Below are 23642 nucleotides of genomic sequence, written 5' to 3' on the forward strand. Positions count from 1 at the left end.
GTATTTTTGATTTTTTATGGCAGAGCAAGAAAAATTACGGATAGATAAGTACTTATGGGCGATCAGATTATTTAAGACCAGGAGCTTGGCGACAGAGGCTTGTAAGGCCGGTCGGGTTAAGTTTAATGGTCAGAATCTAAAAGCTTCTGCAGTAGTAAAACCTGGGGATGTGTACCAGGTGTCTAAAGGAATAGAAAAGAAAGTGATTGAGGTGGTGGAGCTTTTATACAATAGGGTAGAAGCAAAAATTGCGGTAACAAAATATAAAGACATCACCCCGGAAGAGGAGACTTATGGTTTTAAATCTGTGTTTCATGCTCCGGCATTAAAACGGGACCGTGGAACAGGAAGACCAACGAAAAAGGACCGAAGGGAGATCGATGACCTTACTGAAGGACTTTTTGAGGAGAAATAGCTCAGGTCTCCTCAATTAGTCTCATTCTATAAGCCTGCATTGCAGTTTTTCCCAGTTTCTTTATCAATTGATAATTTGCAACGGCACCTACTGCGGCACCCACTACCGGGAGAAGTTGTGCCATTTTGGCAAGATCGATATAATCCCTGTATTCCTGTTGAAATGTTTTCCAATCGAAACTATCGGAATTTTCGGGAAGGATATGCAGCTTCTGATTCCAGTTTTCCATATGCATAAATATCTTGGTGCGTCCATGCTGACTGGAAAATGCGAGTTGAAAGATGTAGAGGATGTATAAGCGTTCCCTATAGTCTTTAACATCGAAACCATAGAGTGCCGCGATTTCAAAAAGCATTTTCATTTTTATACCGATCAATACCGGAAAATCAGCCATACTCATGAGAAATCCACCGGCGCCGGTAATTCCTCCTTCCGCTGCACCGGTTTTACAGTAACTATCGATTTTTTGTTTCACCAGTGCTTCTCTGTGGATCAGGCTCATTTCTATGGGGGGCACTGTTGAAGTGGTATAGGTAGAGCCATAGAGAACGGCCTGAACCATTTTCTTGATAGTAACGGTAATTGCGGTGTGGACTTTCTCAGGAATATAGCTATTGATTTTCTTTTGAATGTTATTGGTGAATTTATTCAAAAGAGAAGGCTTTTCCATCATTTCTTTTTTCCAGAAATGAAGTTCTATCCTGATCTTTTCCTGATGCTTGTCCATATTTAATAATCTATTTTCATTGGCGACTGCTCCCAGAGCCTGAAAGCCTGTTGTGCCTCTGTTCTCATCATCTGGTGAATGGGCAAGGTACGTTTTGCCATGGGTTTTTCAATTTCATCATAGATGAATTTATCGTCGAAACCGATATGAGCAGCATCTACTTTAGTGTTCGCATAATAGATCGTTTCTATTCTTGCCCAGTAAATTGCGCTGAGGCACATTGGGCATGGTTCACAACTGGTATAAACCACACAGCCGCTCAGGTCAAATGTTTTTAACTTTTTGCAGGCCAGACGAATTGCGGAAACTTCTGCATGGGCAGTCGGGTCATTGGTAGTTGTTACTTTATTGCCGCTTTTGGCGATAATCTTACCATCTTTCACTACTACTGCGCCAAAGGGCCCCCCAAGGCTTTCTGCAACATTCTTTTCAGATAGGGAAATGGCCAGTTTCATGAATTTTTCGTGTGGGTTGTTTTCTTTTAATGGCATAATCGGGTACTTTTTTTATTTCATTGCACAAAAAAAATGCCCTGATTATTCAGGGCATTTCAGGTTTTAACAGAAGAAATTATTTTTTATCTGTTTTATAAGCTTCGTTCAGGCCTACGATTACTTCGCTGGTTACATCTAATGTCTCATCTGCAAATAAGATGGCACTGTTACCTTTTGAGTAAGTCAGGACCATTTTAAAGCCTTTGCTCTTTGCATAAGTTTTCAGGTATTCTGCAACTTTATCATACAGTTTTTCTTGTTCGGTAGCCTGTTCATTCTGAAGAGCAGCACCTGCATTTTGAGAATAAGCTTGTAATTCCTGTTGTTTACGGGCTAGTCTTTCTTCTGTAGAGGCTCTTTGATCAGCAGGTAAAGTATTTTGTTGCTGTTGGTATTGCGCTACTTCACGTTGGAAAGCCTGTTGTTTAGATGCAAGATCTGATTGTGCAGTTTTAGACTTTGCATCAAGTTTAGTTTTTAAGTCTTTGAAATACTGATATTTTGTTAACAGTGAATCAGAATTTACATAGACGATTTTCTCTGCGCTTGTCACCGTGGCCGACTCAGATTTTTTAGCAGTGGTACTGGTGTTTTCTTTGTTTTGGCAAGAAGCCATTACGGAAACTAATGCAACTGCAGTAGCAATGCTGCTAAGTTTTAATGTTGATCTTTTCATCTAATGATTATAATTGATATTTTATTTTAATTTTTGGTTCCCATCATCCTTAGAGCCAGTTTAAGGCTTGTTTTTAAGGATCCCCTCTCCATTTTTGGCGGATAAATTTCAACAAATATAAAATTTCAAAATTAGTATCCTAAAGAACTGTGATTTTTAGGTTGTTTTTTAGGCCTTTTGAAGGCAGATAGTTATCCACATTTGCGGTTAATTGGCCTAAAATGGTTATCTTTGAGTCTAATTGTTTTATTAAAAATATGAGCGAAGAAAAGGATCCAAAGTCAAATTATTCGGCAGATAATATACAGGTATTAGAAGGTTTAGAAGCGGTGCGTAAGCGCCCTTCGATGTATATAGGAGACACCGGGGTAAAAGGATTACATCATTTAGTTTACGAAGTAGTAGATAACTCTATAGATGAGGCGTTGGCAGGTCATGCTGACACGATATATGTAAATATTCTTAAAGACAACTCGATCAGGGTTGAAGATAACGGGCGTGGTATCCCTACGGGAATTATGCAGAAAGAGCAGAAATCAGCTCTGGAAATCGTAATGACGGTATTACACGCGGGTGGTAAGTTTGATAAAGACACCTATAAAGTTTCCGGGGGTCTGCATGGTGTGGGGGTGAGTTGCGTGAATGCCTTGTCCACACATTTAAAAGCGCAGGTACACCGTGAAGGAAAATTATGGGAGCAGGATTACGAAAAGGGTAAACCTCAGTATGATGTAAAAGTTGTTGGAGATACGGATAAAAGAGGAACGGTGATCACCTTTACTCCGGATCCTGAGATCTTTACACAGACTACAGAGTACCGTTATGATACTTTGGCCAGCAGGCTTAGGGAATTGTCTTTCCTGAATAAAGGAATTAAATTAACGCTTACTGATGAGCGTGAACTGGATGAAGAAGGAAACCCGATTTCGGAGCTTTTCCATTCGGAAGGTGGATTAAAAGAGTTTGTTCAGTTTTTAGATGGAGGTCGTCCTTCACTGATTGCGGAGCCGATTTATGTAGAAGGTATTAAAAATGGAATTCCTGTAGAGCTTGCTTTACAGTACAATGATAGCTATGCTGAAAATGTACACTCTTATGTGAACAACATCAATACACATGAGGGAGGTACGCATATCGCAGGTTTCAGAAGAGGTTTAACCAGAACATTAAAAGCTTATGCTGATAAATCAGGGTTGCTTAAAAATGTGAAATTTGAGATTACCGGTGATGACTTTAGAGAAGGTTTAACTGCAGTTGTTTCTGTAAAAGTACAGGAGCCTCAGTTTGAAGGTCAGACAAAAACAAAACTAGGTAACTCTGAGGTAATGGGTGCAGTTGATGTAGCCGTTGGTGAAGCGTTGAGTAACTATCTGGAAGAATATCCAAGAGAAGCAAAGCTGATTGTAAATAAGGTAATTCTTGCGGCTACTGCACGTGCAGCAGCACGTAAGGCACGTGAGATGGTTCAACGCAAGAGTGTAATGGGTGGTTCAGGCCTTCCAGGTAAGCTTGCCGATTGTTCTGATAGTGATCCGGAAAAATGTGAAATCTACCTGGTGGAGGGAGATTCCGCAGGTGGAACGGCCAAACAAGGCCGGGATCGTAATTTCCAGGCGATTTTGCCTTTGAAAGGTAAAATCCTGAACGTGGAAAAAGCGATGGAGCATAAGATCTATGAGAATGACGAGATCAAGAATATGTTTACTGCACTTGGTGTAAGTATAGGGACACCGGAAGATGATAAGGCTTTAAATTTAACAAAGTTACGTTACCATAAGGTGGTAATCATGACGGATGCGGATATCGATGGATCCCACATCACGACATTGATTCTTACGTTCTTCTTCAGATATATGAAAAGCCTGATCGAAGCAGGTTATGTTTACATTGCTGCGCCACCTCTATATCAGGTAAAAAAAGGTAAAGATTTCGAATATTGCTGGAATGATCAGCAACGTGATGCTGCGGTGCAACGTTTAAAAGGCGCTGGTAAAGAAGAAAGTGTACATATCCAACGCTATAAAGGTCTTGGAGAGATGAACGCCGAGCAGTTATGGGACACTACCCTTAACCCGGAAACGCGTACTTTGTTACAGGCAACAATTGAAAATGCAGCGGAATGTGACCATACTTTCTCTATGTTAATGGGAGATGAAGTTGGTCCAAGAAGAGAATTCATTGAAAGAAATGCAAAATATGCTAAGATTGATGCCTAATTAAAGGGCTTTAACAGAAAAGGAGTGATTGAAGAATCACTCCTTTTTTTATGTCATGGAATTTTAGAGAATCTTCTAAGACAAAAATGGCATTAATCTGTGTAAAGAAATAACCTCAGTTTTCTGTAGTTTACAGTAGCAAAATATTTTAACAGGATATCGCTTCCGATAATACCCATAACTTTTGGGTGTCCCATTTGTTCGTATGCCTGGTTTACTGTTTCCAGATCAAGCGCAACAGTGTCATAATTCTCGATAATCAGCCTGCCGATTTTTAATTTGGGGATAGTCGCCTGGATCGTGCTTGAGGTAGCAAAAAGGGTGGTTGCATGTGTTTCATCACTGTATTCCAGTTCCGAAATATTGGTCCTGATCAATGTCATGTCGAATACAGATCTGGAAGCACCGGTATCCAAAACAGCAAATGACTTTTTCCCAAAAACGACAATTTCCACCAAAAGGTGGAAACCATCGTCTTGTAAATTTATTAAGGTTAAAGGAACAGAAATGGTTCTCATTAAATCTAAACTAGTTTCATATCGTGCAGTACACTGTTCATGGCGCGAACAGCATCAGCACTTTTATTAAACGAAGCTTGTTCTTCTTCATTTAATTTATAATCGATCACTTTTTCCCATCCATTGCGGCCCACGATTACCGGAACGCCCAGGCAGATGTCTTTCTGGCCGTATTCACCATCAAGCGCTACGCAGCAGGTAAATAATTTCTTCTCATCGCGGACAATACTCTCCACTAAGGCTGCTCCTGCAGCACCTGGAGCGTACCAGGCCGAAGTACCTAACAGGCCTGTCAGGGTGGCACCACCAACCATAGTATCGGCTGCTACCTTAGCTAAGGTTGCTTTGTCCAATAGCTCAGTTACCGGTAAACTTTGGTAAGTTGCATAACGTGTTAAAGGGATCATAGTCGTATCACCATGGCCACCGATTACAAAACCCTGCAGGTCATTAGAATTGCAGTTTAATGCTACACTTAAATAATATTTAAAACGGGCACTGTCTAATGTTCCACCCATTCCAATGATTCTGTTTTTTGGTAATCCAAGAGATTTCAGTGCCAGATAAGTCATGGTATCCATTGGGTTGCTGATGACAATAATGATGGCATCAGGAGAATATTTTAGAATATTTTCTGCTACGCCTTTTACGATTCCCGCATTGATTCCAATTAACTCCTCGCGGGTCATTCCCGGTTTGCGCGGAAGGCCTGATGTAATCACGGCTACAGCTGAACCTGCAGTTTTGCTATAGTCATTTGTAACACCGGTTATTTTTGTGTCAAAACCTAATAGAGTGGCGGTTTGCATCATATCTATTGCTTTGCCTTCGGCAAAACCTTCTTTGATGTCTAATAAAACAAGCTCTTCTGCTAATTCTTTTCTGGCAATATTATCTGCACAAGTGGCGCCTACTGCGCCGGCACCTACAACCGTTATTTTCATAATGAATCTAATTTTATTTTAAAGGTTTTCCTCCTGGTTTAAATCTATTGTTTTAAATTGTGATCACACGCTATAAAATTACGACACAATTAATCCATGAAGCAAACCTTAATGAGGAATGTCTCATGCCGAAGTTAGAAAATTAGGTCAGTTTAAAAAACGCTTTTTAAAACTTTCTTCAACCTTGCTGGTTTTATGATAAAGAATTTACATTTGCTTAATAGTCGTAAAATGATGGACCCTGTTATGGATAATGTACCTGTAGAAAAAGTTGATATCATGTCTTATGCAGGAAAGTGGTATTCTTTGTATTCCATACCTACTTTCATGGATAAACACTGGCGTCAGACCGTGGAAACTTATGTGATCCATCCTGATGGTTATTACGCAGTTTTTACGGGATATAAAGTATTGGGGCAGGACAAGCAGAAGTATCTCCGTTCTAAACTTTTTGTGGTCAGAGGAAGCCGTAATGCCAGGTTCAAAGCGCAGTTCATCTGGCCTTTAAAGGCAGACTACTGGATCATTGAGCTTGCCGACGACTATTCGTATGTAGTGATTGGCCATCCAAAATTTAAACATCTTTTTATTATGGCCAGAAAACCCAATCTTCCTGAGAAATTATTGACGGAAATCATAGAACGCTGTCATAAAAAGGGTTATGATACTGCCAAATTAGTTTCCCAGGAGCATAAATCATCGGTACCGGTTCCGGTGCTCCATTCCATGTAAAATTATCTCTTGCAATTACAGGAGAACTGAAAAATTCCGTATTTTTGATCAATCATATTGATTTCTAAAAAGACGATTTTCTAATTACCTAGCTATGTATTTGATTTTTGATACCGAAACGACGGGGTTGCCACGCAATTGGAATGCGCCTATTACCGATACGGATAATTGGCCCAGATGTATCCAGATTGCATGGCAGTTACATGATGAGTTTGGAAATCTGGTCGAGCATCAGGATTATTTAGTCAGGCCGGATGGATTCAATATCCCCTATGATGCAGAGCGAATCCACGGGATTTCTACTGAGCTTGCCCAGGAACAGGGGATTCCCTTGTCGGAGGTACTGGAGAAGTTCAATATCGCTCTGGCGAAATCTAAATTTGTAGTCGGTCAGAACATTGGTTTTGATGTGAACATTATGGGCTGTGAGTTTCACCGTCTGGGTGTGGAAAGTCCAATGGGGCAAATGCCGGTTCTTGATACCTGTACAGAGGTTACCGCTGAACTTTTGCGTCTTCCCGGTGGACGTGGAGGTAAGTTTAAACTGCCAACTTTAACAGAATTACATCAATACCTTTTCGGGGAGCCTTTTGCTGAGGCACACAATGCGACTGCCGACGTTGAAGCAACAACCCGTTGCTTTTTGCAATTGATTAAACTGGATGTATTTAGCCCAGATCAGCTACAGGCTGATCCGGATTATCTGCGTTCTTATAAAGAGCGAAACCCTGGAGTGATCCAGCGTGTTGGACTCAACCACCTGAACCTTAAAGCAGCTTCTGATGAGATCAGAAAGCGTTTGCAAAAGGCCGAAGGACCAAAAGTTTCAAAGAAAACACTCGAGGAAAACAAACAAGAGCTTGCTTCTGCCACTTACGTGCATTTGCATAACCATACGCAGTTTTCTGTACTGCAATCTACCATCAATATTCCTTCTCTGATTAAAGCAACAGCGGCTTATAAAATGCCTGCGGTAGCGATGACCGATCATGCGAACATGATGGGTGCTTTCCATTTCGTGGCTCAGGTACTGAATCACAATAAAGGAGTAGAAGCAAGAAACCAGGCTGCGATTGAAAAGGGGGAGACACCTGATGAGATCACCATTAAGCCTATTGTCGGCTGTGAGTTTTTTGTATGTGAAAACCACGAAGATAAGAAGAGAAAAGACGATGGTTATCAGGTTGTATTGCTGGCCAAGAATAAAAATGGCTATCACAATCTGGCAAAGATGTCGTCTATTGCTTATACCAAGGGTTTCTACTATATCCCCAGAATTGATAAAGCTGTTATAGAACAGTATAAGGATGATATCCTGGTATTATCTGGTAACTTATATGGAGAGATTTCCAGTAAGTTGTTAAATCTGGGGGAAAAGCAAGCAGAGGAAGCCCTGTTATGGTGGAAATCACAATTCGGCGATGATTTTTATATCGAGCTGATGCGCCATAATCAGGAGGATGAAGATATTGTCAATATTTCCCTGATCGCCCTTGCCAGGAAGCATGAGGTGAAGGTTATTGCGACTAATAATACCTATTACATCAATAAAAAAGATGCGAATGCGCATGATATTTTATTGTGTGTAAAAGAAGGGGAGAAACAGGCTACACCGATAGGACGTGGTAGGGGATACCGTTTTGGTTTGCCAAACCAGGAATACTATTTCAAGACCCCTGAGGAGATGAAAGAGCTGTTTGCGGATACACCGGAAGCGATTTTCAACATTCAGGAAATTGTAGATAAAATAGAAATCTATAAGCTCGCCCGTGAGGTGCTGTTACCGAAGTTTGATATTTCTGAAGAATTTCTGGTAAAGGAAGATGAAGAAGACGGAGGTAAAAGAGGCGAGAATAAATATTTGCGTCACCTGACTTATGTAGGGGCGAAAAAGCGTTACGGTGAAATCACCGAAGCGATTGCGGAGCGTTTGGATTTTGAGTTACAAACCATTGAAAAGACCGGTTATCCCGGATACTTTTTGATTGTTCAGGATTTTATTGCTGAGGCAAGAAACCTGGATGTTTCTGTAGGACCAGGAAGGGGATCTGCTGCCGGATCAGCGGTAGCTTATTGTCTGGGGATTACCAATATAGATCCGATTAAATACGATTTGCTATTTGAGCGTTTCCTGAATCCGGATAGGGTTTCCATGCCCGATATTGATATCGATTTTGATGATGAGGGCCGTGGACGGGTAATGGACTACGTAATTAATAAATACGGAGCCAATCAGGTGGCACAGATCATCACCTATGGTACCATGGCGGCAAAGTCGTCGGTAAAAGATACCGCAAGGGTGTTGGACCTTCCCCTGTATGAAGCGGAGAAGATTGCCAAGCTGATTCCAAACATGAAACTTGCCAAAATATTTAGTCTGGATGAGAAGAGCCTGAAAGCGGCACTTCGTGCAGATGAATATGAAAAGGTATTGGAACTGAAGGGACTGGCAAATGCGAATGACCTTGGGGCGAAAACGCTTGAACAGGCTCAGATTCTGGAAGGTTCCTTAAGAAATACGGGTATCCATGCCTGCGGGGTAATCATCACACCGAGTGATATTACCAATTTCGTTCCGGTGGCTACAGCAAAGGATTCCGACCTGTATGTTACCCAGTTTGACAACTCTGTAGTAGAGAGTGCCGGGTTATTGAAAATGGACTTTTTGGGGTTAAAAACATTAACCCTGATTAAGGATACGGTGAAATTGGTGAAACACAGGCATAATATAGATCTGGATCCGGATAATTTCCCTATAGATGATGCCAAGACTTATGAGCTCTTTCAACGTGGAGAAACGATAGGTATCTTCCAGTACGAGTCGAACGGGATGCAAAAGTACATGAAGGAATTGAAGCCCACCGTATTCGGGGATTTGATTGCCATGAACGCTTTATATCGTCCGGGACCCTTGGAGTATATTCCCAGCTTTGTTCGCAGAAAGAACGGAGAGGAAGAGATCAAATATGACCTTGATGCCTGTGAAGAGTATTTAAAAGAAACTTACGGAATTACTGTATATCAGGAGCAGGTGATGCTTCTTTCCCAGAAACTTGCCGGATTTACGAAAGGTGAGGCCGACGTTTTACGTAAGGCAATGGGTAAAAAGCAAAAGGATGTACTGGATAAGATGAAACCTAAATTTGTGGCTCAGGCTGCGGAGAAAGGACATGATGCTACTGTTCTCGAGAAAATCTGGAAGGATTGGGAAGCATTTGCCTCTTATGCCTTTAACAAATCCCACTCTACCTGTTATGCCTGGATTGCCTATCAGACGGCTTATCTGAAGGCGCATTATCCTGCTGAGTATATGGCTGCAGTACTTTCCAATAACATGAGTGACATCAAGCAGGTAGCATTCTTTATGGAGGAGTGTAAACAGATGGGGGTTTCAGTACTTGGCCCGGATGTGAATGAGTCGGGAACAAAGTTCTCGGTAAATATCAGCGGACAAGTCCGTTTTGGTTTGTCAGGAATCAAAGGTGTTGGGGATAAAGCGGTAGAGAGTATCATTGTAGAACGTAATGAAAACGGGCAGTATAAGAGTGTCTACGATTTCGCCAAGCGCTCTAATACAAGGACAGTAAATAAAAAAGCGTACGAGAGTTTTGTATACAGCGGGGCTTTTGATGGATTCGGATACCATAGAGCACAATATTTCTTTGTTGGCATCAACGATAAAATGAATGGCATTGAGAAGATGATTAAGTTTGCCAATGATTTTCAGAACAATGAATCATCTGCGCAGTCGTCCTTATTTGGAGGCTCTGTGGCCGATATGATTTACGAGCCAAGTTTGCCTGTTGCTCCGGAATGGAGTCTGATTGACCGGTTGAAATATGAGAAGGATGCCATTGGTATCTTTTTGAGCGGTCACCCACTTGATAACTACAAACTGGAATTGAAAGAATTCTGTCAGCATAAAGTGAAACACCTGTCGTTGGTAAATAAGATCAGAACAGGAGACTCAAATGAAGAGGTACTTGCCGAATTTGAGACCATCAAAAACCGGGAGCTGGTAGTTGGTGGATTGGTGGTGATTGCTGCACAGAGAATGACAAAAACAGGAAAACCTTTTGGAACGATTGTGTTTGAAGATTACGATGATACCTGTGAACTTGCCTTATTTGGTGATGATTTCATTAAGTTTAAGCAGTTTCTTACAGATGGGTATTTCCTTCAGATCCGTGGAAGGGTAGGCGAACGTTTCAGAAAAGAGGGAGATTGGGAGTTTAAGATTACTTCGATTAACCTGTTATCCGAATTGCGTGATAAACTGGCAAAGAGTGTAACCATTCAGGTACCGATTGAAAAGATCACAGATGATTTCATGGGTAAGATCCATGCGATTCTGGAAGAGAATAAAGCAAACACAGAACATCAGAATTGTCAGTTATTATTTGATGTTTATGATCGCGAACAAAATGTAAATGTTAAATTGCCCTCGAAATCGCTGAAGATTAATCCGAATAACATTTTCTTAGATCAGTTAACGGCATTAAACGTTAATCCTAAGTTGAACTAATGTCATTTTGGCATTGTCAGGATGATGGCATTACAATTGATTATATCTTTGTATGCTGTTTGTGTATGAAGGCAAAGCCTGAGTATTCAGGCGAGTAGGTGATACAGTAAAAAACTAATTAAATAAAAATAAGAATTATGGCTTTGGAAATTACAGATGCAAACTTCGAGGAAGTTGTATTAAAATCAGATAAACCCGTTTTGGTTGATTTTTGGGCAGAATGGTGTGGTCCATGTCGCATGGTAGGACCAGTAGTAGACGAGATCTCAAAAGAGTACGATGGAAAAGCAATCGTTGGTAAAGTGAATGTGGACAACAACCCTCAAATCTCTACTCAATTCGGTATCCGCAACATTCCGGCTTTATTATTCTTCAAAAACGGAGAGGTAGTAGATAAACAAGTAGGTGCAGTACCAAAATCAGTATTGGCACAGAAATTAGATAAGCAGTTATAATCAACTCCACATATACTAGTTGAAAAAGCGTTCATAAACATATGAACGCTTTTTTTATATTTACCCTATGCAGTCACCGATAGATGAACAAGCACTCCATTTCAATGGCAATCTGGAATTACTGGCCAGACAGGTTGTTGAAGGTTTTATTACCGGACTTCATAAAAGTCCTTTCCATGGTTTCTCTGTGGAATTTGCTGAACATCGCTTATACAATGTAGGTGATAGTGTAAAAAATATCGATTGGAAGCTATTTGCCAGAACAGATAAGCTGTTTAGTAAACGATATGAGGAAGAGACCAATCTTCGCTGCCAGTTTATTGTTGATGTTTCCTCTTCTATGTTTTTCCCTGCTAAAGAGTACAACAAGCTTAATTTTTCTGTACAAGCGGTAGCCTCCCTGGTTTACCTGCTCAAAAGGCAGAGGGATGCTTTCGGGTTAAGTTTGTTCAGTGATCATTTGCTGTTAAATACTCCTGCAAAATCTACCACTACACATCAGAAATATCTGTTTAACCATTTGGAACAACTCCTGCTAACAGAGCAGATGAACGTAAAAACCAATGTCGCACAGGCTTTGCATCAGATTGCTGAACTGATTCACAAACGATCTTTAGTCGTAATATTTAGTGACATGCTGAATACTTCTCCTGATGAGGATCATATTGAGGCCTTATTCTCGGCGCTACAGCATTTGAAATTTAACAAGCATGAAGTGATCATTTTCAATGTTACGGATAAATCCAGGGAGGTAGACTTTCAATTTGAAAACAGGCCTTATGAGTTTGTAGATATGGAGACGGGGGCAGTGATTAAGGCACATGCCTCAAATGTGAAGGAAGCTTACCTGTCGCGGATGAGCAGTTATAGAAAAGCGATCGAGCTGAAATGCAGTCAGTATAAAATTGATATGATTGATGCCGACATTGCTGCCGGCTTTCACCCTATTTTACAAGCTTATCTCATTAAGCGGCAGAAAATGAATTAATATTAGCGCTTTCCTGCTATTGCTTCTACATTCTTTAGAATGACCTCACAGGCATCATGAATCTCTTCTTCTGTAATGATCAGAGGAGGGGCTACGCGCATTGAATTGCTGCAGTGCAAAAACCAGTCGCTAATTACGCCATCCACAATACAGGCATCAATGATCTTCTTGTTGACCTCAAAGTTTTCAAATTCTATAGCCATCATCAGGCCTTTTCCACGTACCTCTTTAATGGCGGGATGAACCAGTAATTTTTTGAAAAGCTCGCCTTTTTCCTCTACTCCGTCAACAATATTTTCATTAAGTATGGTTTGAAGTGTCGCCAATCCTGCAGCACAGCTTACGGGATGACCACCAAAAGTAGTCAGATGACCTAAAATAGGATTGGTAGCCAGGGCCCTCATGATCGCTGTAGAACTGATAAAGGCACCAATAGGCATGCCACCGCCTATTCCTTTGGCTAATAATAAAATATCGGGAGTAATTCCATAATGTTCGAAACCGAAAAGCTTTCCGGTACGTCCGAAACCGCATTGGATCTCATCGAAGACCAGTAAGGTGCCGGTTTCATTACATTTGCTTCTGAGGGCTTCAAAATAGGCTTTATCTGCAATTCTTATTCCTGCTTCACCTTGTACCGTTTCGACAAACACAGCAGCTGTTTTATCTGTGATTTTATCCAGGTCTGCCAACACATTATAGTGGATAAAGCGGACCTCGGGAAGGAGGGGTCTGTAAGCCTGTTTGAATTCCTCGTTGCCCATTAAGCTGAGGGCACCTTGTGTGCTTCCATGGTAAGAGTGATAACAGGAAATGATCTCTGATTTTCCGGTATATCTTTTGGCCAGTTTCATGGCACCTTCTACTGCTTCAGCACCGGAGTTTACGAAATAAGTGCAATTGAGTTGCTCCGGAAGTACATCAGCGAGTGCTTTTGCGAAATTCACCTGTGGGCTTTGAACAAATTCACCATACACCATTATATGCATATAGGTTTCCACCTGTTCTTGCACCGCCCTGACTACTGCAGGATGGCAATGGCCAACATTGCTTACCCCAATACCGGCAATCAGATCCATGTGTTTTTTACCGGTTGTATCATAAAGATACATGCCGCTGGCTCTGGTAAATTCTAAAAGAAGTGGTTCTAATGTAGTTTGGGCGTTATGTTGAAGAAATAATTGACGTTGTGTAAGCATACACAAAAATACAAATTAATTTCGCTCAGGTCCTCCTTTTTTGTATCGGGAAAGCAGTTCTCTTTTGAAAGTTTCCTGTGCACGATAGTATTTACCGATAACTTTAATGGGCAGATTGGATTTCAGCTTATAGTAGTATTTCTTCTCAATGGCCAGGCTTCTTTGTTTAAAGTTCAACTCATTCATGATCAGCGTTTGTACTTCAGTATCAGATAGGTTCTCTATTTCAGGGATTTTCCTGAAGCTGATCATATTCTGGTTTCTCTCTTTGTTTAACGCAGTTTGTTCTTTCTGGAATTCATTGTAAATAGGCCAGAATATTTTTGCTTCATCTTCAGAAAGATCCATTTTCTCTGTTAAATAACTAATCTTAAATGCCTCGATTTCCGGTGATCGATGTCCTCCTCTCTGGGCAGAGGCAAAGAAAGGTAATAGGAAAAGAAATGCGATAATGATTATGTTTTTCATTGGAATACAGTTGTTTTTTAATGGTCAGGAAGCTATTATGATCTTTTTATTATTCATTGATATTTATAGCTTATAAATCTGAAGCAATATCATTCTGGCTATAATTGCTCAGGATGTAATTTTCTAAATCGGCATCGGCAACAGCAGGGTTTTCTGCTTTCAAATTATTGGATTCAATATGTTCAATAATGGTACTTTCGTCAATATCATAAAGCATTTGTTCGCTGGCCATATCGGCAGATAAGGCCTGCTGGGCAGGTGTTCGCGGATAAAAATAAATACCGGCGGCTGTGATGAGCAGGAAACAAGCTGCAGAAGCATATTTTACCAATTTTGAATGCCACAGGCGAAGGATTTTAGCTTCTTTTTTATCGCTGAGGATTGTTTTAGCGGAAATTTTAGCCTGTAGCTGACTGAAATAATCTCCCGGAACCGTATAACCTTCATCAGGAACTTGTTCCTTTAATTTTTCCAGGGCCAGTTTAGCCTGAATTCCCAGTGTCAGCTCTTCAAAATAGCTTTCAGGAGTGTCAAAACCATGATCCGGAGTTGCTGTTTTGAGCTCATTCAGATAGATGGCCTGATGGATGTGTTCGGGAAGTTGTCCGAAATATCCTTCAGGAACAGTGAATGGAGATTTCGCACCAAGCCCTGCCAGGTAGGGGGCTTCGTTCATCCAGTCGCTATTTTCTAAATCTTTTTCCATTACTAATTATATTGATGTATTTCGGAGCAAAAGGTTTAAAAGGTGATGTCATCATTTAGCATAAAAACTTCAACTTTTTTTACTGCTATATGAAAAGAGGCTTTAAGTGCTCCTACGCTGGTTCCGGTGATCTCTGCGATTTCTTCATATTTAAGGTCGTCAAAATACTTCATGTTAAAGATCAGGCGTTGTTTTTCAGGTAAGGTCAGCAAAGCCTGCTGCAATTTCATCTGAATTTTATCGCCATTGAAATAAGAAGATGCAACCAGGGTTTCCGCGAGTTCATCTGAAACTTCATCCAGTGGGGTATTGTTACGTTGTTTCTTTTTGTTGAGGAAGGTGATGGATTCATTGGTCGCAATCCGGTAGACCCAGGTATATAATTTTGAATCGCTGCGGAACTTATCCAGGTTTTTCCAGACCTTGACGAAGGTTTCCTGAACCAGATCATCACTGTCGTCGTGATCAATTACCAGGCGGCGGATATGCCAATAGATTTTTTGCTGGTATTTATGAAGAAGCAGGTTAAAGGCTTCATGCCGGGTTTTTTCGTTGGAAAATTTCTCCAGAATTTCTGAATCTTCAACCTGCTTCATTTATTGTCTTTTATCTGTGAGTTGTTGCGGACAGATATTTAAACCTTTAAGGTTTTTATTTGTTTGCTCTTTTCATTACTTTCTGAACAGCTTCGATGATGTTTATGGTATCTAAACCATATTTAGTCATCAACTGATCAGGAGTTCCGCTTTCTCCGAAACTGTCATTTACTGCAACAAATTCCTGTGGTGAAGGAAGCTCTGTAGAAAGTAACCTTGCTACACTTTCTCCAAGACCACCAAACTTATTGTGTTCTTCGGCAGTAACTACACAGCCGGTTTTCTTAATTGATTTTAAGATCGCTTCTTCGTCCAAAGGTTTAATGGTGTGGATATTGATAATTTCTGCATCAATGCCCATTTCTGCTAATTTCTCTCCGGCTTCGATTGCTTTCCATACCATGTGTCCGGTTGCAACGATGGTTACATCAGTACCTTCGTTTACCATCCATGCTTTACCAATCTCAAATTTTTGGTCTGGATCTGTAAATACAGGAATTACCGGACGGCCAAAGCGCAGATAAACAGGGCCTTCAAATTCAGCGATTGCAATAGTTGCGGCTTTAGTCTGGTTATAATCGCAGGTGTTGATTACTGTCATACCCGGAAGCATTTTCATCAAACCTATATCTTCCAGGATCTGGTGAGTTGCCCCATCTTCACCTAAAGTTAATCCGGCGTGAGAAGCACAGATTTTTACATTTTTATTGGAATAAGCAACAGACTGTCTGATCTGGTCATAAACCCTCCCTGTAGAGAAGTTCGCGAAGGTCCCGGTAAAAGGGATTTTTCCTCCGATAGTCAGACCTGCAGCGATGCCGATCATATTTGCTTCAGCGATGCCGATCTGGAAAAAGCGTTCCGGAAATTCTTTAATAAAGGCATCCATTTTCAAAGATCCCACTAAGTCAGCACAAAGTGCCACCACTTCAGGGTTCTTTTGTCCGGCTTCAAGTAATCCTGCTCCAAAACCGGAACGGGTATCTTTCTTTTCAGTATATGTGTACTTTTTCATGGTCTTAATAGTCTTTTAGGGTCGTGTTTAATTGTGCTAAGGCTGTTGCAAGCTGCTCATCATTTGGAGCAACCCCATGCCATTTGTGAGATCCCATCATGAAATCCACACCATTACCCATGATTGTACTCATTAAGTTTAAAATTGGTTTGCCTTTACCGGTTAAAGATTTAGCATAGTGCAAAGCTTTAACGATATCGTCCATATCATTACCATTAGAAGTAATTACATGCCATCCGAAAGCTTCAAATTTAGCTTGAAGACTTTCCAATGAAAGTACTTTTTCTGTAGGACCATCAATCTGCTGACCATTATAATCAATGGTAGAAATCAGGTTGTCTACTTTATTAAATGGCGCATACATGATGGCTTCCCAATTCTGGCCTTCCTGTAACTCACCATCTCCATGTAAAGAATATACAATGGATTTATCTTTATTCAGTTTTTTAGCTTGTGCAGCCCCAATTGCTACCGACATACCCTGACCCAATGATCCTGAAGCAATTCTGATTCCTGGAAGGTGTTCATGGGTAGTTGGGTGTCCCTGTAATCTTGAATTCAATTTTCTGAAGGTGGCCAATTCGCTAACCTCAAAGTAACCTGCTCTGGCAAGTACACTATAGAAAACCGGTGAAATGTGTCCGTTAGAAAGGAAAAATAAGTCTTCTCCGATTCCGTCCATTTTAAAATCAGTAGAGTAGTTCATGACGTCAAAATATAGGGCAGTCATGAAGTCTGCACATCCTAATGATCCTCCCGGGTGGCCTGACTGGCAACCGTGCACCATTCTAACAATATCTCTTCTTACTTGAGAGGCGATATCTTCTAATTCATTGATTGTATGTTTCATTAATTGGGGTTGTTGATTAATAGGACAAATGTAATTAAAAATACTTTGGGCATAACATGTTAAGGTAAAGTTTGATATAATGCTAAAACGCAGCGGATATTTGTTTATTTTGCTACGCTTTTTGCAATATAAGCGTGATATTCCGTAGAATTCTATATTTTTAGGAACTTTTATCTTCCATTTTCATAAAAAACCTAACCAAACACCGCACAATTGAAAACTAAAAATACTTAAACCAAATCATGACAAACCAAACACAAAAATCTGTAATTTCTCCCATTGTAACGATAGGGGCTTTATTCTTCATTTTTGGCTTTGTAACCTGGGCCAATAGTACCTTAATACCCTTTCTAAAAATAGCATGTGGTCTTAAGACCGATTTCGAAGCTTTCCTGGTGACGTTCGCATCTTATATTGCTTATTTTTTCCTGGCTCTTCCTTCGTCCTGGATTTTAAGAAAACTGGGTTTTAAGAATGGAATTATTATAGGCCTACTTATTCTGGCTTTTGGCTCGCTGATTTTTATTCCTGCAGCAAATACCAGGAGCTTTGGTTTGTTCTTAACCGGTATTTTCATTCAGGGTGCGGCATTATCGTTATTACAAACGGCTTCCAATCCTTATATCAGTATCATTGGCCCAATTGAGAGTGCAGCCAAAAGGATCAGTATCATGGGGCTTTGCAACAAGTTTGCCGGTCTGATTGTCCCGATTATTATGGGAACTATTTTCCTTAAAAATGCCTCTGTTATTGAAACAAAAATCGCTGATGCGGCGACCACAGTGATGGAACGGGAAGCTTTATTGCAAGAAGTGTTGGGCCGTGTTCATACCCCATATATTGTATTGGCGATCGTTTTTTCTGCTTTTGCTTTATTTATTAAATATTCAAACCTTCCGGAGGTGGATGTGGATAAAGAGGAAGCTCTGGCCGATAATGAGGTTAGGGTATCTAAAACTTCCATTTTTCAGTTCCCACATCTTTTTCTGGGTGCCTTCTGTATCTTTGTTTATGTCGCTGCGGAGGTAATGGCGGGAGATATTATCGGAGTTTATGGTAAATCTCTTGGAATTAGTGCTGACATCAGTAAATACTTCACTACACTTACCCTTGCCAGTATGTTGGTGGGTTATGTGGTCGGAATTATTGTGATCCCAAAATACATTACACAGCAGGCTGCTTTAAAGATCTGTGCGATCTTAGGGGTGGCTTTTATCACTGCGGCTTACTTAACTACCGGCTATACTTCCGTTGTATTTGTGGGCTTGCTTGGTCTTGCGAATTCACTGATGTGGCCTGCTATTTTTCCTTTGGGAATCAAAGATCTGGGTAGATTTACAAAAACAGGATCTGCGATCATGATCATGGGTATTGCCGGTGGAGCGATCTGGCCACTTATTTATGGTTATCTGAAAGATTATGCACATATGCACTTCCAGCTGGCATTCTTTGTCAGCGTGCTGCCATGTTACCTGTACATCTGGTTCTTTGCCGCATACGGGCATAAAATCCGAACTAAAGCATAAAATAAAAAGGGGGAGCCAAATCAGCTCTCCCTTTTTATTTTATGTTCATTTTGTTTAGAATAGACGTATCTCTTTAATACTGAACAAAATGAACGGGAATTATAAAAACAAAAGCGGACGTAAAAGAGTATTTTTATACTCATCGGGGATAGGGATGCTCTCACGCTTAATGTTTTTATATGCTCATTTCCACTTTAAGAAAGCGGCTGAATAGTATGACTATTTTAGGAAGGCTATATCTGTTGATATTGCTTATCGTCCTCGTTATGATTATCGGTTACGGAATTCTGCTCTTTTCAGATAAAGGACCGGGAACGACTGGTTTAGCGTTACTTACTGGTGGTCTGTGTCTGATGTTATTTTTTATTTTAGTAAAACGTATTAAGCATTCTTTTGAAATGTCCTGCCCCATTCCGGAAGGACAGGTGTCCTCTTTGCAGGAGCTAAATGAAGCATTGGAACGTAAGGAATTTTCTTTGCAGCTTGCAGAACAAAAGATCATTAAAGAACGGGAAAAAAGACAAGCTTCTGAGAAAGCCAAACAAATTTTTCTGGTGAACATCAGTCATGAAATCCGGACTCCGATGAATGGAATTCTGGGTTTTGCCAAGTTCCTGGAAGAATCACTTATTGATGAGGACCAAAGGGAGTCCCTTCAGATGATCATTAAGTCAGCTGACCAGTTGATGGCTATCCTGAATGATATTCTCGACTTTTCCAGATTAGAATCCGGAGACATCAATTTCGTCCTGCAACCATTTGTGCTTAAGGATACGGTACATTCCATCTATAGACTAATGGAGCCTGTTGCCGACCTTAAAGGACTTAGGTTTACTTATGAAATTCCGGAAAATATGCCGGAGGTACTTAGTGGGGATGCCGTCCGTCTGGGACAAATCCTGCTGAATCTTACTTCCAATGCGATAAAATTTACCGATTCTGGGGAGATCAGGATCTCGTTGGAGCTGGTAGAAGAGCTGAAAGATGCAGTCACCATTGAATTCCGGGTAAGTGACACAGGAATAGGGATTCCTGCTGATAAACATCAAAAAGTATTCGATTTCTTTGAGCAGGTCACCAATGATACTTCCAGGAGATATGCGGGAACGGGTCTTGGGCTGAGTATTGTAAAGCGCCTGGTTGAGTTGCAGGGAGGATTGGTGTTTTTAAATAGCATTGTCGGGACAGGTTCTGATTTTTATTTCCGCCTGCCTTTCGGTAAGGTAAGTCCTCGGGTTAGCCAGGAAACGCAGGAGCTGCAATCAAATCTTCTGGAAACTCAGGTTGAAACGGGTAAAGGAGTCCGGATCCTGGTTGTAGAAGACAATCCTATTAACCAGTTGCTGGTTATTAAATTGCTGGAAAGGAGAGGCTATGATACTACTGTTGCAGAGAATGGGAGAATTGCCCTGGCGGCCTATGAAAATAAAGATTTTGACATCATTTTAATGGACCTTCAAATGCCTGAGCTGGATGGTTATGAAACCACGCGCGTTATCCGGGAAATGGAGGGTGAAAAGGGGGCGATCCCTATTGTAGCCATGACTGCACATACGATAAAAGGAGAGTTGGAAAAGTGTGCAAACATTGGAATGAACGATTATATTTCCAAGCCTTTCGATTCCTCAGAATTGTATCAAAAGATAGAGATACTGGTAGGAAGTACGGCAGGAGGGCTATAAAAAATCATGGCGGTGATCAGTTCTCCGCCATGATCTCTTTCTATTTTAACAATTCCAGCACCTGAGCCGTGGAATTTTTAGTGTCCACTTTGTTGATGATGTGTGAGATGTTTCCTTCTTCATCAATCAGGAAGGTTTTCCGGTTTGTGCCCATATATTTCTTACCATACATGTTCTTTTCTCCCCATACTCCATAAGCCTCGACAATCTTTTTATCCGTGTCTGCAATAAGGGTAAAAGGAAGACTATGTTTTGTTGCGAATTTCTGGTGAGATTTCTCATCATCTACGCTAACGCCCAACACCACAATTCCCTGTGCAATTAATCCCTGATAGTTATCTCTGAAGTCGCAGGCTTCAGCTGTACATCCCGGAGTATCATCTTTAGGATAGAAATAAAGGACTACTTTTTTTCCTTTAAACTGGTTTAAAGAAATTGTGTTCCCATTCTGATCTGTTGCAGTAAAATCAGGAGCTGCCTGACCTTCTTTTAAGTCACTCATAATACTATTTATAAAACGTGATTGAATAATTCCTGTTGTTGTCTTTCATATCAGTAACAATTACCTCCAGCGTATGTTTTCCCGGAGCAGTCCTGTCGTCGAAGGTATGCCATAAGCTTGCCGATTTGGTATCAAATTCCATTAAAATCCACTTACCATCAACGAAACCATTAAAGCTTTTGACGCCAGAAAGATTGTCTCTTAATTTAAAGGACATCTTACTGATTCCGGCCATATTCTTTCCATCACTGATGTTAATTGGCGTAAGTGTGGGAGGGAGCGTATCTATTGCGATAAAGAAAGCTCCAAAATTCCGGGGTTTCGCTTTTACATATCCGTTTTCGAAGTAACCGCCCTGCGAAGATCTTCCTGTATTTACAATCAATGCTTTTTCTTTATACTTACTCAGACTGCTGTCTGCTTTAATCCAGATTTCGAAACCAGTATGTAAAGGGGTAAGATTATTGTGAATCTGATGAACCGCAGAATAGGCGTTAGCTGCTGGCCTGGGTAAAATTTTGTAATGGAAATTGAGGTCATTATAAAGGGTTCCTTTTGGGAAAATCACCTTGACTTCTGCATTGTTGAATTCATTCTGATTCGCATAGGAATAAAGTGTTCCAGGTGCTTGTTCAGGAGTACTGATAATAGACTTATTATCTGCCTGAACATTAAAGGGAAGTATGCTCTTATTGCCTTTTGAATCAGTAATGATGTACCTCAGCTGGTGTAATTTGCCATCAGAAAAATCAATTCTTCCATTATTAACAAGGTTATTATATATGGTTAAGGGATTTCCCGGATCAACAAAACTCTTTTGGATGCTTTTCCTGGTGTTGATAAATGTCGGGTAATCAATATGAGCATTAATGGCTTTACTGTTCTCAAACTTAAACTTTTCTAGAGAAGAGGTGAATACTATTTTCCCATCCAGTTCTAACTCTATCGAGTAAACACCATTGGTTCCGGAAGCACCATTATGCTTGTCTGTTGTGATGATGCCGAAGCCAGCCTCGCCACTCAGGTTGATGGTGTTTACCTTGTTGAGTTTATAGTTACCTGCCCCACCAACTACCTGGAAGTATTGCTTAGGTGTAAATTCGTTAAAAGTCTTTTTGTTCAGGCGATAAACATACATGGAATAAATTACCGGTGGAATATTGTCCGGGATATCAAAGCCAAACAACTGAGGGTTGATCGTAGCTTCCGTCTTGGTATCTCTTATTTCAAAGTGTAAATGTGGGCCTCCTGAACTACCTGTATTGCCGGTATAGGCAATCACGTCTCCTTTACGGACCGGAATCTGCAGGGAATTTGGGAATTCGTCAATTTCATAAGACTTCTTTTGGTATTGTATCGTCTTTACCTGTTGTGTAATTTTAGGATTGAAGCGTTGCAAATGTCCGTATACTGAGGTATAACCATTTGGATGATTGATGTATAATGCCAGTCCGAACCCACTGTTTTGCACTCTTAGACGGGAGATATAGCCGTCTGCGATCGCATATACAGGATATCCTTCCCGCTGATTGGTACGATAATCCATTCCGGAATGGAAATGGTTAGGCCTGAGTTCTCCAAAAGAACCGGCAAGGGCCGGTGGGACAATATCAAGCGGAGACCTGAAATCTACAAGAGGGTATTTATTATTGCTGAATATTTGCTGAGCCTGAGCAAGGCCGGTTAAAAAGACCAGCGAAAGAAATAGAAATTTTGCTTTTATCATTGAAGCTATTTTATATCGAAATTTAGTAATTGCTGTCCGGCCATCCAGGCCTCCAGTTTGTCGCCCTGATGCACCTGGCCCACACCTTCCGGAGTTCCGGTAAAAATCAGGTCGCCTTTTTTAAGGGTAATGTATTTTGATACAAAGGAGATGATGTGTTCAAAAGAGAAGATCATGTTTTTCGTATTTCCGTTTTGTCTGGATTCCCCATTGATCTGAAGTTCAAAGGGAAGGTTGTAGATGTCCTCTATCTCCGTTTTTGGTATAAAATTGCTAAAAGCTGCGCTATGGTCAAATGCTTTGGCAAGTTCCCAGGGTAAGCCTTTTTCCTTATGGATGGCCTGAATATCTCTTGCTGTAAAATCGATACCAAGTCCCATCTCCTCATAATAATTTGGAGCAAATTTTTCCGAGATGTGTTTTCCTTCTTTGCAGATTTTTAGTACCACCTCCAATTCATAATGAATGTCGGATGAAAAATCAGGAATATAAAAAGGCTTATTGTCTTTCAGTGCTGCGGTATCAGGTTTAAGAAATATAACCGGGCTTCCCGGAACGGGATTATTTAATTCTTTGGCATGCGCGACATAGTTGCGGCCAATGGCAATTATCTTCATCTTCAGATTTGTGTTTAATAATTATGTAGCTAACAAGATAAAATCATGAAAGTTTACTCAAGGCC

Annotated in this window: 22 protein-coding genes; 8 read left to right on the forward strand and 14 right to left on the reverse strand. The window is 40.7% G+C overall.

Going from position 1 to position 23642, the window contains the following annotated elements:
- The first annotated feature begins 16 nt into the window (after nt 1–16).
- The gene (locus tag BFS30_RS13810; RefSeq protein WP_069379814.1) at nt 17–415 is read left to right on the forward strand and encodes an RNA-binding S4 domain-containing protein; all 399 of its coding nucleotides are present in this window, start codon (nt 17–19) and stop codon (nt 413–415) included.
- Nucleotide 416: 1 nt separating this feature from the next.
- Here BFS30_RS13810 and BFS30_RS13815 read toward each other — a convergent pair whose 3' ends face one another.
- From BFS30_RS13815 to BFS30_RS13825, 3 genes are all read right to left on the reverse strand, one after another.
- Nucleotides 417–1142 carry an EcsC family protein gene (locus BFS30_RS13815; protein ID WP_069379815.1) on the reverse strand — a complete coding sequence of 242 codons (726 nt, stop codon included), beginning with the start codon at nt 1140–1142 and terminating at the stop codon, nt 417–419.
- A 2-nt stretch (nt 1143–1144) separates the two neighbouring features.
- Nucleotides 1145–1633 carry a nucleoside deaminase gene (locus tag BFS30_RS13820; RefSeq protein ID WP_208602973.1) on the reverse strand — a complete coding sequence of 163 codons (489 nt, stop codon included), beginning with the start codon at nt 1631–1633 and terminating at the stop codon, nt 1145–1147.
- 79 nt (nt 1634–1712) lie between these two features.
- Nucleotides 1713–2312 carry an OmpH family outer membrane protein gene (locus tag BFS30_RS13825; protein WP_069379816.1) on the reverse strand — a complete coding sequence of 200 codons (600 nt, stop codon included), beginning with the start codon at nt 2310–2312 and terminating at the stop codon, nt 1713–1715.
- Nucleotides 2313–2569: 257 nt separating this feature from the next.
- Between BFS30_RS13825 and gyrB the strand changes: the two genes are divergently transcribed.
- Complete coding sequence (gene gyrB, locus BFS30_RS13830; protein ID WP_069379817.1) at nt 2570–4528, forward strand: DNA topoisomerase (ATP-hydrolyzing) subunit B; 1959 nt, start codon at nt 2570–2572, stop codon at nt 4526–4528.
- A gap of 92 nt (nt 4529–4620) precedes the next feature.
- Here the strand turns inward: gyrB and BFS30_RS13835 are convergent, their stop codons facing one another.
- Entirely contained in the window at nt 4621–5046 is a 426-nt protein-coding gene (locus BFS30_RS13835) for an aspartyl protease family protein (protein ID WP_069379818.1), read from the reverse strand.
- Between the two features lie 5 nt (nt 5047–5051).
- Nucleotides 5052–5990: a malate dehydrogenase gene (gene mdh / locus BFS30_RS13840; protein ID WP_069379819.1), complete on the reverse strand. Its 939-nt coding sequence runs from the start codon at nt 5988–5990 to the stop codon at nt 5052–5054.
- A gap of 231 nt (nt 5991–6221) precedes the next feature.
- On the opposite strand from mdh, the gene BFS30_RS13845 reads away from it, so the two are divergent.
- The 4 genes from BFS30_RS13845 (at nt 6222) to BFS30_RS13860 (ending at nt 12690) form a co-directional block, all read left to right on the forward strand.
- Complete coding sequence (locus BFS30_RS13845; protein ID WP_237028577.1) at nt 6222–6722, forward strand: lipocalin family protein; 501 nt, start codon at nt 6222–6224, stop codon at nt 6720–6722.
- A 94-nt stretch (nt 6723–6816) separates the two neighbouring features.
- Entirely contained in the window at nt 6817–11247 is a 4431-nt protein-coding gene (dnaE, locus tag BFS30_RS13850; RefSeq protein ID WP_069379820.1) for a DNA polymerase III subunit alpha, read from the forward strand.
- Nucleotides 11248–11384: 137 nt separating this feature from the next.
- Nucleotides 11385–11702, forward strand: a complete 318-nt coding sequence (gene trxA, locus BFS30_RS13855; RefSeq protein WP_069379821.1) for a thioredoxin — start codon at nt 11385–11387, stop codon at nt 11700–11702.
- A 67-nt stretch (nt 11703–11769) separates the two neighbouring features.
- Complete coding sequence (locus tag BFS30_RS13860; RefSeq protein WP_069379822.1) at nt 11770–12690, forward strand: DUF58 domain-containing protein; 921 nt, start codon at nt 11770–11772, stop codon at nt 12688–12690.
- 2 nt (nt 12691–12692) lie between these two features.
- Here BFS30_RS13860 and BFS30_RS13865 read toward each other — a convergent pair whose 3' ends face one another.
- The 6 genes from BFS30_RS13865 to BFS30_RS13890 form a co-directional block, all read right to left on the reverse strand.
- The gene (locus BFS30_RS13865) at nt 12693–13889 is read right to left on the reverse strand and encodes an aspartate aminotransferase family protein (protein WP_069379823.1); all 1197 of its coding nucleotides are present in this window, start codon (nt 13887–13889) and stop codon (nt 12693–12695) included.
- Nucleotides 13890–13904: 15 nt separating this feature from the next.
- The gene (locus tag BFS30_RS13870; RefSeq protein WP_069379824.1) at nt 13905–14357 is read right to left on the reverse strand and encodes a hypothetical protein; all 453 of its coding nucleotides are present in this window, start codon (nt 14355–14357) and stop codon (nt 13905–13907) included.
- A 70-nt stretch (nt 14358–14427) separates the two neighbouring features.
- Nucleotides 14428–15063, reverse strand: a complete 636-nt coding sequence (locus BFS30_RS13875; RefSeq protein ID WP_069379825.1) for a hypothetical protein — start codon at nt 15061–15063, stop codon at nt 14428–14430.
- Between the two features lie 35 nt (nt 15064–15098).
- On the reverse strand, nt 15099–15659 hold the full coding sequence (locus BFS30_RS13880) for an RNA polymerase sigma factor (protein ID WP_069379826.1): 561 nt from the start codon (nt 15657–15659) through the stop codon (nt 15099–15101).
- 55 nt (nt 15660–15714) lie between these two features.
- The gene (locus BFS30_RS13885; RefSeq protein WP_069379827.1) at nt 15715–16674 is read right to left on the reverse strand and encodes a transketolase family protein; all 960 of its coding nucleotides are present in this window, start codon (nt 16672–16674) and stop codon (nt 15715–15717) included.
- A gap of 4 nt (nt 16675–16678) precedes the next feature.
- Nucleotides 16679–17545, reverse strand: coding sequence for a transketolase (locus BFS30_RS13890; RefSeq protein ID WP_257785606.1), 867 nt, complete (start codon nt 17543–17545; stop codon nt 16679–16681).
- Between the two features lie 221 nt (nt 17546–17766).
- Between BFS30_RS13890 and BFS30_RS13895 the strand changes: the two genes are divergently transcribed.
- Both BFS30_RS13895 and BFS30_RS13900 read left to right on the forward strand, forming a co-directional pair.
- A complete protein-coding gene (locus BFS30_RS13895; RefSeq protein WP_069379829.1) occupies nt 17767–19050 on the forward strand; it encodes a sugar MFS transporter in 1284 nt (427 codons plus the stop codon).
- A 266-nt stretch (nt 19051–19316) separates the two neighbouring features.
- Entirely contained in the window at nt 19317–20732 is a 1416-nt protein-coding gene (locus BFS30_RS13900; RefSeq protein WP_069379830.1) for a response regulator, read from the forward strand.
- Nucleotides 20733–20772: 40 nt separating this feature from the next.
- Here BFS30_RS13900 and bcp read toward each other — a convergent pair whose 3' ends face one another.
- From bcp to BFS30_RS13915, 3 genes are read right to left on the reverse strand one after another with little or no spacing between them, the layout of a single operon-like run.
- The gene (gene bcp / locus BFS30_RS13905; RefSeq protein ID WP_069379831.1) at nt 20773–21234 is read right to left on the reverse strand and encodes a thioredoxin-dependent thiol peroxidase; all 462 of its coding nucleotides are present in this window, start codon (nt 21232–21234) and stop codon (nt 20773–20775) included.
- 4 nt (nt 21235–21238) lie between these two features.
- Nucleotides 21239–22960, reverse strand: a complete 1722-nt coding sequence (locus tag BFS30_RS13910; protein ID WP_083252046.1) for a M23 family metallopeptidase — start codon at nt 22958–22960, stop codon at nt 21239–21241.
- 5 nt (nt 22961–22965) lie between these two features.
- Nucleotides 22966–23577 carry a fumarylacetoacetate hydrolase family protein gene (locus BFS30_RS13915; protein WP_069379832.1) on the reverse strand — a complete coding sequence of 204 codons (612 nt, stop codon included), beginning with the start codon at nt 23575–23577 and terminating at the stop codon, nt 22966–22968.
- Between the last annotated feature and the right edge of the window lie 65 nt (nt 23578–23642).

This window comes from Pedobacter steynii, from assembly GCF_001721645.1.
GTDB lineage: Bacteria > Bacteroidota > Bacteroidia > Sphingobacteriales > Sphingobacteriaceae > Pedobacter > Pedobacter steynii_A.